Annotated in this window: 11 protein-coding genes and 1 pseudogene; 7 read left to right on the top strand and 5 right to left on the bottom strand. The window is 72.6% G+C overall.

What is annotated here, in order from left to right; genetic code table 11:
- The first annotated feature begins 62 nt into the window (after positions 1-62).
- Positions 63-980, top strand: a complete 918-nt coding sequence (locus JK361_RS28750; RefSeq protein WP_201823364.1) for an SGNH/GDSL hydrolase family protein — start codon at positions 63-65, stop codon at positions 978-980.
- A 138-nt stretch (positions 981-1,118) separates the two neighbouring features.
- On the opposite strand, the gene pgm is transcribed toward JK361_RS28750, so the two are convergent.
- From pgm to JK361_RS28735, 3 genes are all read right to left on the bottom strand, one after another.
- Positions 1,119-2,759, bottom strand: coding sequence for a phosphoglucomutase (alpha-D-glucose-1,6-bisphosphate-dependent) (gene pgm, locus JK361_RS28745; protein ID WP_201823362.1), 1,641 nt, complete (start codon positions 2,757-2,759; stop codon positions 1,119-1,121).
- A 111-nt stretch (positions 2,760-2,870) separates the two neighbouring features.
- Complete coding sequence (locus tag JK361_RS28740; RefSeq protein WP_201823359.1) at positions 2,871-3,710, bottom strand: chitosanase; 840 nt, start codon at positions 3,708-3,710, stop codon at positions 2,871-2,873.
- A gap of 316 nt (positions 3,711-4,026) precedes the next feature.
- Entirely contained in the window at positions 4,027-5,559 is a 1,533-nt protein-coding gene (locus JK361_RS28735) for an MFS transporter (protein WP_201823578.1), read from the bottom strand.
- Between the two features lie 207 nt (positions 5,560-5,766).
- Between JK361_RS28735 and mgrA the strand changes: the two genes are divergently transcribed.
- The 5 genes from mgrA (at position 5,767) to JK361_RS41450 (ending at position 9,877) form a co-directional block, all read left to right on the top strand.
- Positions 5,767-6,810, top strand: coding sequence for an L-glyceraldehyde 3-phosphate reductase (mgrA, locus tag JK361_RS28730; protein WP_201823356.1), 1,044 nt, complete (start codon positions 5,767-5,769; stop codon positions 6,808-6,810).
- Between the two features lie 126 nt (positions 6,811-6,936).
- Positions 6,937-7,110 carry a hypothetical protein gene (locus tag JK361_RS28725; protein ID WP_201823354.1) on the top strand — a complete coding sequence of 58 codons (174 nt, stop codon included), beginning with the start codon at positions 6,937-6,939 and terminating at the stop codon, positions 7,108-7,110.
- A gap of 232 nt (positions 7,111-7,342) precedes the next feature.
- The gene (locus tag JK361_RS28720) at positions 7,343-7,828 is read left to right on the top strand and encodes a cation:proton antiporter regulatory subunit (protein WP_201823352.1); all 486 of its coding nucleotides are present in this window, start codon (positions 7,343-7,345) and stop codon (positions 7,826-7,828) included.
- A gap of 5 nt (positions 7,829-7,833) precedes the next feature.
- On the top strand, positions 7,834-9,069 hold the full coding sequence (locus JK361_RS28715; protein WP_201823350.1) for a cation:proton antiporter: 1,236 nt from the start codon (positions 7,834-7,836) through the stop codon (positions 9,067-9,069).
- Positions 9,070-9,109: 40 nt separating this feature from the next.
- On the top strand, positions 9,110-9,877 hold the full coding sequence (locus tag JK361_RS41450; RefSeq protein ID WP_236053719.1) for a DedA family protein: 768 nt from the start codon (positions 9,110-9,112) through the stop codon (positions 9,875-9,877).
- A gap of 10 nt (positions 9,878-9,887) precedes the next feature.
- Here JK361_RS41450 and JK361_RS28710 read toward each other — a convergent pair.
- Both JK361_RS28710 and JK361_RS28705 read right to left on the bottom strand, forming a co-directional pair.
- Positions 9,888-10,889 (bottom strand): annotated as a pseudogene (locus JK361_RS28710) (ANTAR domain-containing protein); the annotation flags it as partial.
- 518 nt (positions 10,890-11,407) lie between these two features.
- Positions 11,408-11,578, bottom strand: coding sequence for a hydrophobic protein (locus JK361_RS28705; protein ID WP_201823346.1), 171 nt, complete (start codon positions 11,576-11,578; stop codon positions 11,408-11,410).
- A gap of 156 nt (positions 11,579-11,734) precedes the next feature.
- Here JK361_RS28705 and JK361_RS28700 point away from each other — a divergent pair, with 156 nt between their 5' ends.
- Positions 11,735-11,908, top strand: coding sequence for a CsbD family protein (locus JK361_RS28700; protein WP_201823344.1), 174 nt, complete (start codon positions 11,735-11,737; stop codon positions 11,906-11,908).
- Positions 11,909-12,148 lie beyond the last annotated feature (240 nt).

Genomic DNA, 12,148 nt, shown 5'->3' with positions numbered 1-12,148 from the left:
CGCGCGAGGGCCGCTGACCGGCGCCGCCACCGCGCGATGCAACGGGCTCAGGGGGAGGATCCATGACGCACGAGACGCGTCCGGCGGACGGGGCGAGAGGCCGGCGACGGGCCGCCGTACTGGGGGCCGCGTTGGGCGGCTGCGCGCTGGTCGCGGCCGGCACGACACCGGCGGCGGCGCACCCCGCGGGGCACGGCCGCGAAGTCGCCTATGTCGCGCTCGGCGACTCGTACACCTCGGGCCCCGGCATACCGGCGCAGGTGGACGCCGACTGCGCCCGCTCGGACCACGACTACCCCTCGCTCGTGGCCGCCCGGCACCCGGCCACGGCGCTCACGGACGTGAGCTGCGGCGGGGCCACGACCGCCGAGATGTGGCGGGCCCAGGGCAGCAACCCGCCCCAGCTCGACGCCCTGGACCGGCACACCGACCTGGTGACCCTTCAGATCGGCGGCAACGACGTCGGTTTCGGCTCCATCATCGGCACCTGCGCCCGCCTCGCCGCCCAGGACCCGGCGGGCAATCCCTGCGAGCGCTCCTACACGGCGTCCGGCTACGACGGGTTGGCCCTCGCCGTCGTGCGGACGGCGCCGAAGGTCGACCGGGTGCTGCGGGAGGTGCACGCCCGGGCGCCGCACGCCCGGGTGGTCGTCGTCGGCTACCCGGACCTGCTGCCCGACGACGGCAGCGGCTGCTTCCCGCAGGTGCCGTTCGCCCGGAAGGACTTCCCCTACCTGCGGGACACCGAGAAGCGGCTGAACCTGATGCTGCGGCTGGTGGCCGCCGTGAACCGGGCCGAGTACGTGGACACCTACGGCCCCACGGTCGGCCACGACATGTGCAAGGCGCCCGCGGACCGCTGGATCGAGCCGCTCCAGCCGGCCTCGCCCGCGGCCCCGGCGCACCCCAACGCCAAGGGTGAGGCGGCCATGGCACAGGCCGTGCTGGACCGGTTGGAGCGGGGCCGCGGACGCGGCTGAGCCGAGGGCGGCCCCCGACCCGTAGGCCGGGGCCGCGGACGTGGTTGAGTCACGGGCGGCCCCTGACCCGTAGGCCGGGGTCGCGGACGCGGCTGAGCCACGGGCGACCCCCCTTCCGGGGGCCGCCCCGCGCTCCGGTCAGGCGCCGAGCGCTCCCAGCACCACCGCCTGGGCCTCCTCCTGCACCCGGGCGAGATGGCCGGCGCCGAGGAATGACTCGGCGTACACCTTGTAGACGTCCTCGGTGCCCGAAGGCCGGGCGGCGAACCAGGCGTTGTCGGTGGTGACCTTGATCCCGCCGATCGCGGCGCCGTTGCCGGGTGCCTCGGTCAGGACGGCGGTGACCGCCTCCCCGGCCAGCGTGTCCGCGGTGACCTGGGACGGCGACAACTTGGCCAGCAGCGCCTTCTGTTCGCGGGTGGCGGGGGCGTCGATGCGGGCGTAGGCCGGCGCGCCGAAACGGTCGGTCAGGCCGGCGTAGTGCTCCGAGGGCGTCTTGTCGGTGACGGCCGTGATCTCGGAGGCGAGGAGGGCCAGGATGATGCCGTCCTTGTCGGTGGTCCACACCGAGCCGTCGCGGCGCAGGAAGGACGCCCCGGCCGACTCCTCGCCGCCGAATCCCAGGTCGCCGCCGGCCAGTCCGTCCACGAACCACTTGAACCCGACCGGCACCTCGACCAGCCGGCGGCCCAGGTCGGAGGCGACACGGTCGATCATGGTGGAGGAGACGAGGGTCTTGCCGATGCCCGCGGCGGCCGGCCACCGGTCGCGGTGCCGGTACAGGTAGGAGATGGCGACCGCGAGGTAGTGGTTGGGGTTCATCAGGCCGGCGTCCGGGGTGACGATGCCGTGCCGGTCGGCGTCGGCGTCGTTGCCGGTGGCGATGCGGAAACGGTCGCGCTGCTCGATGAGGGAGGCCATCGCGTACGGCGAGGAGCAGTCCATGCGGATCTGGCCGTCCCAGTCCAGCGTCATGAATCGCCAGGTGGGGTCGGTGTGCGGGTTGACGACGGTCAGGTCGATGCCGTGCTGTTCGGCGATCCGGCCCCAGTAGGCGACGGAGGCGCCGCCGAGCGGGTCGGCGCCGATGCGCACGCCGGCCGCCCGGATGGCGTCCAGGTCCAGCACGCTCGGCAGATCGTCCACGTAGGCGCCGAGGAAGTCGTACCGCCCGGTGGTGTCCGCGGCGAGCGCGCGGGCGTACGGCAGTCGGCGTACGTCCTTCAGGCCGCCCGTGATGATCTGGTTGGCGCGGTCCTGGATCCACGAGGTGGCGTCGGAGGCCGCGGGGCCGCCGCTCGGCGGGTTGTACTTGAAGCCGCCGTCGGCGGGCGGGTTGTGCGAGGGGGTGACGACCACGCCGTCGGCGAGCCGGGAGGTGCGGTCCCGGTTGTGCGTCAGGATCGCGTGCGAGACGGCCGGGGTGGGCGTGTAGCCGTCCGCGGCGTCGATGAGCACGGTCACCTCGTTGGCGGCGAAGACCTCCAGTGCGGTGGCCTTCGCCGGTTCCGACAGGGCGTGGGTGTCGGCGCCGAGGAAGAGCGGGCCGTCCGTGCCCTGGGCCGCCCGGTACTCGCAGATGGCCTGGCTGGTGGCGGCGATGTGGTCCTCGTTGAAGGCGCCGGCCAGGGACGAACCGCGGTGCCCCGAGGTGCCGAACGCCACCCGCTGGCCCGGGTCGGCCGGATCGGGCTGCGTCGTGTAGTACGCCGTGACCAGCCGGGCCACGTCGACAAGGTCCTCGGGACCGGCCGGCCGGCCGGCTCGCTCGTGCGGCATGAGTCCGTTCCTCCGCATCGGTGGGATCGTTCGCTCACCGCCCATCTTTCCCCGCCGAGGGCGTGCCGTGCGAGTGCGCCCCACCTGCGGGGCGCACCGCGCGGCGGCGGTTCAGCCGATGTGGTAGCCGTCCCCGTACACCTTCCAGTCGAGCGGGGTGTTCAGGTCGAGGTTGCCCTTGCGCAGGAAGACCCGCTGCTCGGTGTCGACCCTGCTGGTGTCGCTGTGCGCCTCCTCCTGCTTCATGGCCCACACCCGGGCGTCCAGGAAGGCGTTGAGATAGGTCGTCTCGTTGCCGCCCTGGGCCGGCGGCTTGGCGGTGCGCAGGGCGCGCTTGCGTATGTTGCGGAAGCTGGTCGGGTCGTCGCCGTCGCCGTGCATGACGATGGCGTCATAGTAGGCGAACTGGCCGAGCGCACGCAGTCCGTCCGTCTTGCCCCGGGCGACGGCGGGATCGAAGTAGACGCGGTCGCGTTCGTCGTTCTGGGCCTGCTGGAAGGCGCCGTCCTGGGCGGCCTTGCGCCAGTCCTTGGGGAAGTTCGGGTCCAGGCCCTCGTGGGAGTCGGTGCCGTCGACCTCGCGCAGGGCGGGCAGGTACTTGGCGAGGGCGTTGCCGGGCTTGCGGGCGGTGTAGAGCTCGACGAGGTCGAGCATGTCGCCGGTGCCGGAGCAGAAGCCGATGATGCCGGCGGTGTAGCCGCGGCCGTCGCCGATGTCCTCTATGTACTTGTACTGGGCCTTCCAGTCGAGCGAGGAGTTCTCCGCGCTCGACACGAGCTTCATGGCGATCTCCTTCTTCGCCGGGTCGTCCAGGCCCGGCGCGGCGGCCCGCGCCGTGGCGGCGGGCGCGACGCCGAGCAGGGCGCCGGAGGCGACGGCGCCCAATGCGGCCACGACGGCCCGGCGGGAGAGGTGGGCGGGGGACGCTGCTGTGCGGTCTGCGAACACCACAGGGGCTCCAAGAGGGTGTGGGGGGTGGCGAGTTGGCCCGTTCCGGTTCTGGTAGGAAAGTTTCCTATCAAATATGGGGAGGCCCGGTAACCCGGCATGCGAGAAGTTCGTACGATCGGACAACTCCCCCGGGCTCCGCCGGCGGGCGGAGCCCGGCCGCCGGCACAGCCGCGCCGCGCCGCGCTCCTCCGCACGCCCACCCCCGCCGCGCCGCGCGACACCCCCCCCCCGCCGGTTCAGCACCTCCGCGCCGCGCGGCACTCCCCCGCCGGCTCCGGCTCAGCCCCTCCGCGCCGCGCCTCGCTCCCCCGCCGGCTCAGCCCCTCCGCGCCGCGTCCCGCCCCTCGGTGAGGGCGTACAGCTCCTGCGACGTGGCGATCAGCTCGCGCCGCTCCTCCCGTGAACCGACCATCGGCTGGGAGCCCTTGAGCGGCACCTGGGCGCTCTCCGGCAGGTACTTCACGGTGAGCAGTCCGATGGCACCGGCCAGCATCAGGTAGTAGGCGGGCATGAGGTCGTCGCCGCTGAGGTCGACCAGCGCGGCGGTGACCAGCGGCGTGGTGCCGCCGAACGCGGCGACGGCGACGTTGAAGCCGATGCCCATGGCCGCGTAGCGGACGGCGGTCGGGAAGAGGGCGGGCAGGGTGGCCGCGCTGGGTGCGGCGAAGCCCGCGAGCAGCGTGGCCAGGATCAGCACCCCGAGGATCGGCGGCCAGGTGCCGTGCGCCTTGATCAGCAGGAAGGCCGGCACGGCGAGGACGATCATCGCGGCGGCCGCGACGGCGTACAGCGGCCGCCGGCCCACCCGGTCGCTGAGCCGCCCGAGGAAGGTGATCAGCACGACGATCCACAGCATGCCGACGAGCACCAGGAGGTCCGCCGAGCCGCTGGAGCGGTTCAGCGTCTCGGTCTGATAGGTCGGCAGGTAGCCGGTGACCATGTAGTTGGTGACGTTGTAGAGGAGCACCACGCCCATGCAGACGAGCAGGGACCGCCAGTGGTTGCGGACGATGTCCTTGAACTCGCTGCCCGCCGACTCCTGCACCAGGGCCTTCTCGTGTTCGTCCAGTTGCTGCTGGAAGGCCGGGGACTCCTCCAGCCTCATCCGCATGTAGAGGCCGATCACGCCGAGCGGTCCGGCGACCAGGAACGGGACGCGCCAGCCCCAGGAGAGCATCTGGTCGTCCGTCAGGGCCAGGTTCAGCGCGGTGACGAGGGCGGACCCGAGGGCGTAGCCGACGAAGGTGCCGAAGTCGAGCCAGCTGGAGAGGAAGCCGCGCCGTCGGTCCGGGGAGTACTCGGCGACGAAGGTGGTGGCCCCGCCGTACTCGCCGCCGGTGGAGAAGCCCTGGACCATGCGGGCCAGCAGGAGCAGCACGGGGGCGGCGATGCCGATGGTGGCGTACCCGGGGATGACACCGATGGCGAAGGTGCCCACCGCCATCATGATCATGGTGGTGGCGAGCACCTTCTGCCGCCCGATCCGGTCGCCGAGCGGACCGAAGACCAGCCCGCCGAGGGGACGGACGACGAAGGCCGCGGCGAAGGTCGCGAAGGAGGAGATGACCTGGGCGGCCGGGGAGGCCCCCGGGAAGAACACCTTGCCGATGGTCGCGGCGAGGTAGCTGTAGACGCCGAAGTCGAACCACTCCATGCAGTTGCCGAGCGCGGAGGCGCCCACCGCGCGCCGGAGCAGCGGAGGCTCGACGACCTGGACGTCGTCCGCGCGGAAGGCCCGCCGGTTGCGGCGGAGCCTGCGGGTCAGCTCGTCACGGACCTGGCGCGGCAGCCCCGCCACGGCCTTCGGCACCCGCGGCCCGCCCGGGCCGTACCGTTCCCGGCCGGACATCGCGTCCCCGCCGGACATCGCACCGCTCACGGGCGCCTCCGTTCCTCGCTCCCTTGATCACCGGTTGCCCGCCTCCTCGATTCAGAAACGGAACCACTCAATCCCATCCGGGAAGGCGGTTGGACTTGCCGAGCGCCAGGGAGCAGGGTGGACGGGCCCCTGCGCGCACGCAGGGACACCCCTACGGCACCACCCGGAGAAGACCCGATGACGTACGTCGCGGACCCCGCTCGCTACGACGGCACCATGCGCTACCGGCGCACCGGCCGTTCCGGACTGGACCTGCCGGTCCTGTCCCTGGGCTACTGGCACAACTTCGGCGACGACCGCCCCTTCGAGGCCCAGCGCGAGATCGCGCTGCGCGCCTTCGACCTCGGGATCACCCACCACGACCTGGCCAACAACTACGGCCCGCCGTACGGCGCGGCCGAGAGCAACTTCGGACGGCTGCTCCGGCGGGACCTGGCGCCGTACCGCGACGAGCTGGTGATCTCCACCAAGGCCGGCTGGGACATGTGGCCCGGCCCCTACGGGCAAGGCGGCGGTTCCCGCAAGTACCTGCTCGCCTCGCTGGACCAGTCGCTCAGCCGGACGGGCCTGGACTACGTGGACATCTTCTACTCCCACCGGCTGGACGCGAGCACGCCGCTGGAGGAGACCATGGGCGCGCTCGACACCGCGGTCCGCCAGGGCAAGGCGCTCTACGTGGGCATCTCCTCGTACGACGCCGAGCGCACCCGGCAGGCCGCCGCGATCCTGCGCGACCTCGGCACCCCGCTGCTGATCCACCAGCCGTCGTACAGCATGCTCAACCGCTGGATCGAGACGGACGGCCTGCTGGACGCGGCACAGGAGGAGGGCTTCGGGGTCATCGGCTTCACGGCACTTGCCCAGGGCCTGCTCACCGGCCGCTACCTGGAGGGGGTTCCCGAGGACTCCCGGGCCGCCCGCGGGACCTCGCTGGACGCCTCCTGGCTGACGGACGAGCTGCGGGGCCGGCTGCGTGCCCTGAACGACGTGGCGGCCCGGCGCGGGCAGACCCTGGCCCAGCTGGCGCTGGCCTGGGCGCTGCGGGACGAGCGGGTGACGTCCCTCGTCATCGGCGCCTCGCGGGTCGAGCAGCTGGAGCAGAACGTCGCCGCGCTGGAGAACCTCGACTTCACCGACGAGGAACTGGCCGAGATCGACAAGCTCGCGACCGACGGCGGTGTGGACCTGTGGCGGGACGCCCGGCTGGGAAATCTCGGATGACAACCCCTCCAATGTGACCCACATCACAGACGTAAGGGAAAAGTAGGACATAATGGAGGGCATCCGGACAGCGTTGTCATCGCTTTCCCCGCGACATCCCAGCGACTTCGAGGAGCCGCTCACCGTATGGCGTACGGAGCCCAGCGCAGCCCCCTCCTGCCCCCTCACCCCGATCTGAGCCTCGCCCGCGACTGCGAGTTGTGCCTCGGCTGGGGCACAGTCGTCACGCGCGACGGCGAGCACGAGCTGTGCCACGAATGCCAGCCCGACCCCGCCGACGGCCGCGACGCCACCGGCTGACCCCGCCGACGGCCGGGACACCGGCCGACCCCGTCGACGACCGGGGTGCCGGCCGGTCTCGCCGAGAGCCGGGGGCCGGCCGGCGCCGTCGACGAAGGGCGCGCCGCCGGCATTCACTCATCACCTGCACCCCCTGCCCGACCGGGGTCCTCTCCGCGGTTGATCACTGCCTGGATAAGCTCCGGGTAATGGTTTCACCAAGAGATGTTCAAACCCGGGCAGGGGGGCAGTCATGAGCACCGCACGCACCAGCAGGACACCGTTGCCGGGAATCGGCGTCCGGTACGACCTGACGACACGCGAGCACCGCCACGTGTCGGTGGTGGCCCACCGGGACGGCTCACGCACGCTGAGCGCCTACCGGCACGACGATCCCGATGCCTGCGGGCTGTCGGTCCGCCTCACCGGACAGGAGGCGGAGGCCCTGGTGGACGCCCTGAAGCCGACCCATCACAGCCCCACTCTGCTGTCCACGACGGAACTCGGCCTGGTGGCCGAGCGGATCGAACTGTCCGGTACCTCCCACTGGAACGGACGGCTGCTCGGGGACACCCGGATGCGGACCGAGACCGGTGTGTCGATCGTGGCCGTACTGCGCCGCGCCGAGGCGATCCCCTCCCCCGGCCCCGGCTTCCGGCTGGCCGGCGGCGACACCCTGATCGTCATCGGGACCCGCGAGGGCGTCGACGCGGCCGCCGCGATAGTCGGGCGGGAGTGATCGGGGTGCATTCCTCCGCGGTCTTCCTGATCGAGTTCGGCGCGATCATCCTGGGCCTCGGGCTGCTGGGCCGGCTCGCCGCCCGGCTGCGCTTCTCGCCCATACCGCTGTACCTGCTGGCCGGACTGGCCTTCGGCGAGGGCGGGCTGCTGCCGCTCGGGACCAGCGAGGAGTTCGTGGCGATCGGCGCGGAGATCGGCGTGATCCTGCTGCTGCTCATGCTCGGCCTCGAATACACGGCCGGCGATCTGGTCTCCAACCTCAAGACCCAGTACCCGGCGGGGATCGTCGACGCCACCCTCAACGCCCTGCCCGGCGCGGCCATGGCGCTGCTGCTCGGCTGGGGCCCGATCGCCGCCGTCGTCCTGGCCGGCATCACCTGGATCTCCTCCTCCGGCGTCATCGCCAAGGTCCTCGGCGATCTGGGCCGGATCGGCAACCGGGAGACACCGGTGATCCTCAGCATCCTGGTGCTGGAGGACCTGTCCATGGCGGTCTACCTGCCCGTCGTCACGGCCCTGCTGGCCGGGACCGGCTTCGCCGCGGGCAGCCTCACCCTGGCCGTCGCGCTCGGGGTGGCGGGCGTGGTTCTGCTGGTGGCGGTGCGCTACGGCCGGCACATCTCCCGCTTCGTCTCCACCGACGACCCGGAGAAACTGCTGCTGGTGGTGCTCGGGCTGACACTGGTGGTGGCCGGTGTCGCCCAGCAGCTCCAGGTCTCGGCCGCGGTCGGCGCCTTCCTGGTGGGGATAGCCCTGTCCGGTGAGGTCGCCGAGGGCGCCCACCACCTCCTGGCACCGCTGCGGGACCTGTTCGCGGCGGTCTTCTTCGTCTTCTTCGGCCTGCACACCGATCCGGCGAGCATCCCGCCCGTCCTGGTGCCCGCGCTCGCCCTGGCCGTCGTCACCACCCTGACCAAGATCGCCACGGGCTACTGGGCCGCCCGCCGCGCCGGGATCTCGGCCAAGGGCCGGTGGCGGGCCGGCGGCACTCTGGTGGCCCGCGGCGAGTTCTCCATCGTCATAGCGGGGCTCGCCGTCACCTCCGGCATCGACTCCGACCTCGGCCCGCTGGCCACCGCCTACGTGCTGATCCTGGTCGTCCTCGGCCCGCTGACCGCCCGGTACACCGAGCCGCTCGCCCGGCGGCTGACCGGCCGCACCCAGCGGCCCACGGCACCGGAGGCCGGGGCCGGCCCGGACGCCGCCGCGCAGGACCAGTCCCCGGCCGCCCGGTCCTGACCCGGGCCGGCGCCCGGCGGCGCCGACGTACGGTGGAGGCATGCCCCCTCCCCTCCCGGGACCGCTGGCCCATCTGGAGCCGCTGCTCGGCCACTACGGCTACTGGGCCGTCGGGGCCGTGGTCTTCGTGGAGGACTTCGGTGTCCCCGCGCCCGGCGAGACGATCCTCCTCGCGGCGGGTGTGTACGCGGGCGCGGGACGCCTGGACGTCGTGGCCGTGGCGGTCATCGCGTTCGCCGCGGCCGTCGCAGGGGACAACCTCGGCTACCTGATCGGCCGGGCCGGCGGGCGGCCCTTCGTCGACCGGTGGGGCCGGTACGTCCTCCTGACGCCGAAGCGGTTCGAGGCGGCCGAGCAGTTCTTCACCCGGCACGGCGGCAAGATCGTGACGGTGGCCCGGTTCGTGGAGGGCCTGCGCCAGGCCAACGGCATCATCGCGGGCACGACCGGCATGCGCTGGCGCCGCTTCCTCGCCTTCAACGCCCTCGGCGCGGCCCTGTGGGTGGGCCTGTGGACGACCCTGGCCTACCTGGCGGGCAGCCACATCACCGAGGCCTACGACGAGATCAGGCGCTACCAGCTGTACGCCCTCGTCGCCGCGGCCCTCGTCGTCACGGGGTTCGCCGTACGGCACGTCGTACGGCGGCGCCGCGAGCGTCGGCCTCCCGGCCGCCGCCTCAGCCGCCCGTCGGTCCGTGGACGTGCAGATACTCCAGCGCGTCCTGCACCACCGTGCGCCGGTACCAGGACCGCCACGCGGCCAGATCCCGGGCGAGGGAGTCGAGAGCGGCCTCCTGGCCCGCGGTGAGCCAGGCACCGGGGTCGGTCCGGTGCACGCAGATCACACCGCTGCACACGCCGCCCTCCGTGAGCATGGGCGTCGCGTACAGGGCGCGGCTGCCCGCTGCGAGGGCCGCGCGGCCGACGGGATGGCGTGCCAGGTCCGGCTCCGCGGCCACGTCGGGGACGGTCACCGGCCGGCCCTCGGCCTGCGCCCGCGCGCAGACCGCGGGCGGCCCGTCGATCAGGGCGAGGCAGTCGCGGTAGGGCGCGTCCAGGCCGTGGTGGGCCTCCAGGACGAGCGCCTCGTCCTGCACGGTGTCGGTCAGGTGGATCTCGGCCGCGTCCGCGTCCGTCAGCGTCACCGCCGCGTACACGGCGGCCTTCAGCATCTGCCGGCGGTCGCGCGGATCCGCCGGTCCGGCGTACTCCAGCTCGCCGAAGGGCGGCGGGCTGTGCCGGCGCCCCGGGAACCACTCCTGGGCCGTCCGCGGCGGCGGAGCGGTCACCACCGCCGAGGCCAGCACCCGCAGCGGCACGTTGTGGTGCTGGGACCCGGCCCGCAGCAGGGCGAACGCGGCGGCGGGACCGGACAGAGCGTAACGGGCGATCAGGATGCCCTGGGCGATGCCGATGATGCCGCTGGTGCGGGCCTTGGCCCGCAGCCCGAACAATTCGGCGGAGGTCTCCTCCGCCCCCTCCTGCCGCACCTCCTCCTGCGGTGCGGGACCGCCGGCGCACACGGTGGCGAGAGCGCCCTCCAGGCTCGGGTAGAGCCGGATGCCCGGCAGGGACGTCGTCATGAGCGCCTCGCGGACCTGGGTCGTGGCACCGGTGACCAGGACGGGGCCGGCGGTGCGGTGCCGGACGTGGGCGGCCAGGGTGCCCACCGCCGTGCTGCTCAGCCGGCGCACACCGGACATGTCCAGGACGACCCGCAGACCGCGCTCGTCGGCCCGCCGCAGCCGCGGGCCCAGTTCGCGCCCGAGGACACCGGCACCGCGCGCGTCGATGTTCCCCGACAGTCGCAGCAGCATCACCCGGTCGGCCACCGGCTGCACGGTCGCCCTGCCACCCTGCTCCACACTCCCACCTTGTTCCCCGGCACCGCCGCAAGGCAAGCAACCACATCGGCGGGTTGGCACCCCCGGGGATGCCGGGTGGCGGGTCAGGGTGGTGGGCGCCTGTCCGGGAGGAGCAGACTGGAGGGCAGACCGGCCATGTCATGGCCTGGGTCCGGGGCTCCCCCGGTTCGGAGAAGTGCTGGGGGAGCTTCGACGCGCCCGGAACCCGGTGCTCCGCTGTACGCCATCAGATGCGCTCCCGGGTGTCACCTGCGGGTAATGCCGGATCGGCTGGCTCCGGGCTGCGGCTCACCAGCCCGCGGTGTGCGAGTCCGGCGGGCGTACTGGCCATCGCCTGCGGTCGCACCCGCTCCAGACCGGTGTTTATCAGTCTGAGCCGTTCAACCAGGGCTGGGTGATGCCGGCGCCCGCCGGGCACAGGCACGCGGGCCCCGGCCGTGCGGCCGGGGCCCGCGGAGTCGACGGGGGCGTGCCTACCAGCGGTACCAGCGGCCTCGCCGGCCTCCGGTCCCTGCCGGGCGGACGATGAAGCCCACCAGCCACAGCACGAGCACGATGACCGCGATCCACCACAGCGCCTTCAGGGCGAAGCCCGCTCCGAAAAGAATCAGGGCCAGCAGGAGAACCAGAAGCAAAGGAACCATGTTTATCCACCTCCACACCGGCGGGTTCCCAGAAATTCCGCGATCAGCCCTCGCGTTTCCCCCGGTACCGGATCCGGGATTTCTGGTTTGGGTGGCGGAGAAACGGCAATCCGAATACCGACCAGAGACCGCGTCGATGTTGGGATGTGACACGCGATGGCTGGCAGCAAGAAAGCCAAGGGCAAGGCGGAGCAGGCCAAGGGCAAGACCAAGGAAGCCATGGGCCGCGCCGTGGGGAACGAGCGCATGGAGGCCGAGGGCCGCATGGAAGGCGCTCGGGGAGACGCCCGGCAGGCCAAGGAGAAGACGAAGGACGTCTTCAAGCACTGAGGCCCCCGCCGAATCGAACCCGGAACGGGCCGGGAAATCCAGCGGAAGCGGATTTCCCGGCCCGTTCCGCTGTGTGTCCGGGCGCCCGGACGCCGCCCGGACCGCCCCCGGGTGGTCCGCACCACCGTCCAGCAGGAGTTCACGGGCATCCGGAGGATTCCTCGCGAACGTCCCCTTGTCCGGCGGTTAAGCGGGTAGCCGGGCAGGGACGGAACACCCCCCTGTACACGGGAAGGGACC

The organism is Streptomyces musisoli, from assembly GCF_016741855.1.
Lineage (GTDB): Bacteria > Actinomycetota > Actinomycetes > Streptomycetales > Streptomycetaceae > Streptomyces > Streptomyces musisoli.
This window is presented reverse-complemented; position numbering and strand designations above follow the sequence as displayed.

What these genes read in the sequence shown, in the direction of transcription:
- JK361_RS41450 (WP_236053719.1), top strand. Translation starts at nt 9,110, where the DNA reads ATGCCCCCTCCCCTCCCGGGACCGCTGGCCCATCTGGAGCCGCTGCTC.
- pgm (WP_201823362.1), bottom strand. Translation starts at nt 2,759, where the DNA reads ATGCCGCACGAGCGAGCCGGCCGGCCGGCCGGTCCCGAGGACCTTGTC.
- JK361_RS28705 (WP_201823346.1), bottom strand. Translation starts at nt 11,578, where the DNA reads ATGGTTCCTTTGCTTCTGGTTCTCCTGCTGGCCCTGATTCTTTTCGGA.
- JK361_RS28700 (WP_201823344.1), top strand. Translation starts at nt 11,735, where the DNA reads ATGGCTGGCAGCAAGAAAGCCAAGGGCAAGGCGGAGCAGGCCAAGGGC.
- JK361_RS28720 (WP_201823352.1), top strand. Translation starts at nt 7,343, where the DNA reads ATGAGCACCGCACGCACCAGCAGGACACCGTTGCCGGGAATCGGCGTC.
- JK361_RS28725 (WP_201823354.1), top strand. Translation starts at nt 6,937, where the DNA reads ATGGCGTACGGAGCCCAGCGCAGCCCCCTCCTGCCCCCTCACCCCGAT.
- JK361_RS28750 (WP_201823364.1), top strand. Translation starts at nt 63, where the DNA reads ATGACGCACGAGACGCGTCCGGCGGACGGGGCGAGAGGCCGGCGACGG.
- mgrA (WP_201823356.1), top strand. Translation starts at nt 5,767, where the DNA reads ATGACGTACGTCGCGGACCCCGCTCGCTACGACGGCACCATGCGCTAC.
- JK361_RS28735 (WP_201823578.1), bottom strand. Translation starts at nt 5,559, where the DNA reads ATGTCCGGCCGGGAACGGTACGGCCCGGGCGGGCCGCGGGTGCCGAAG.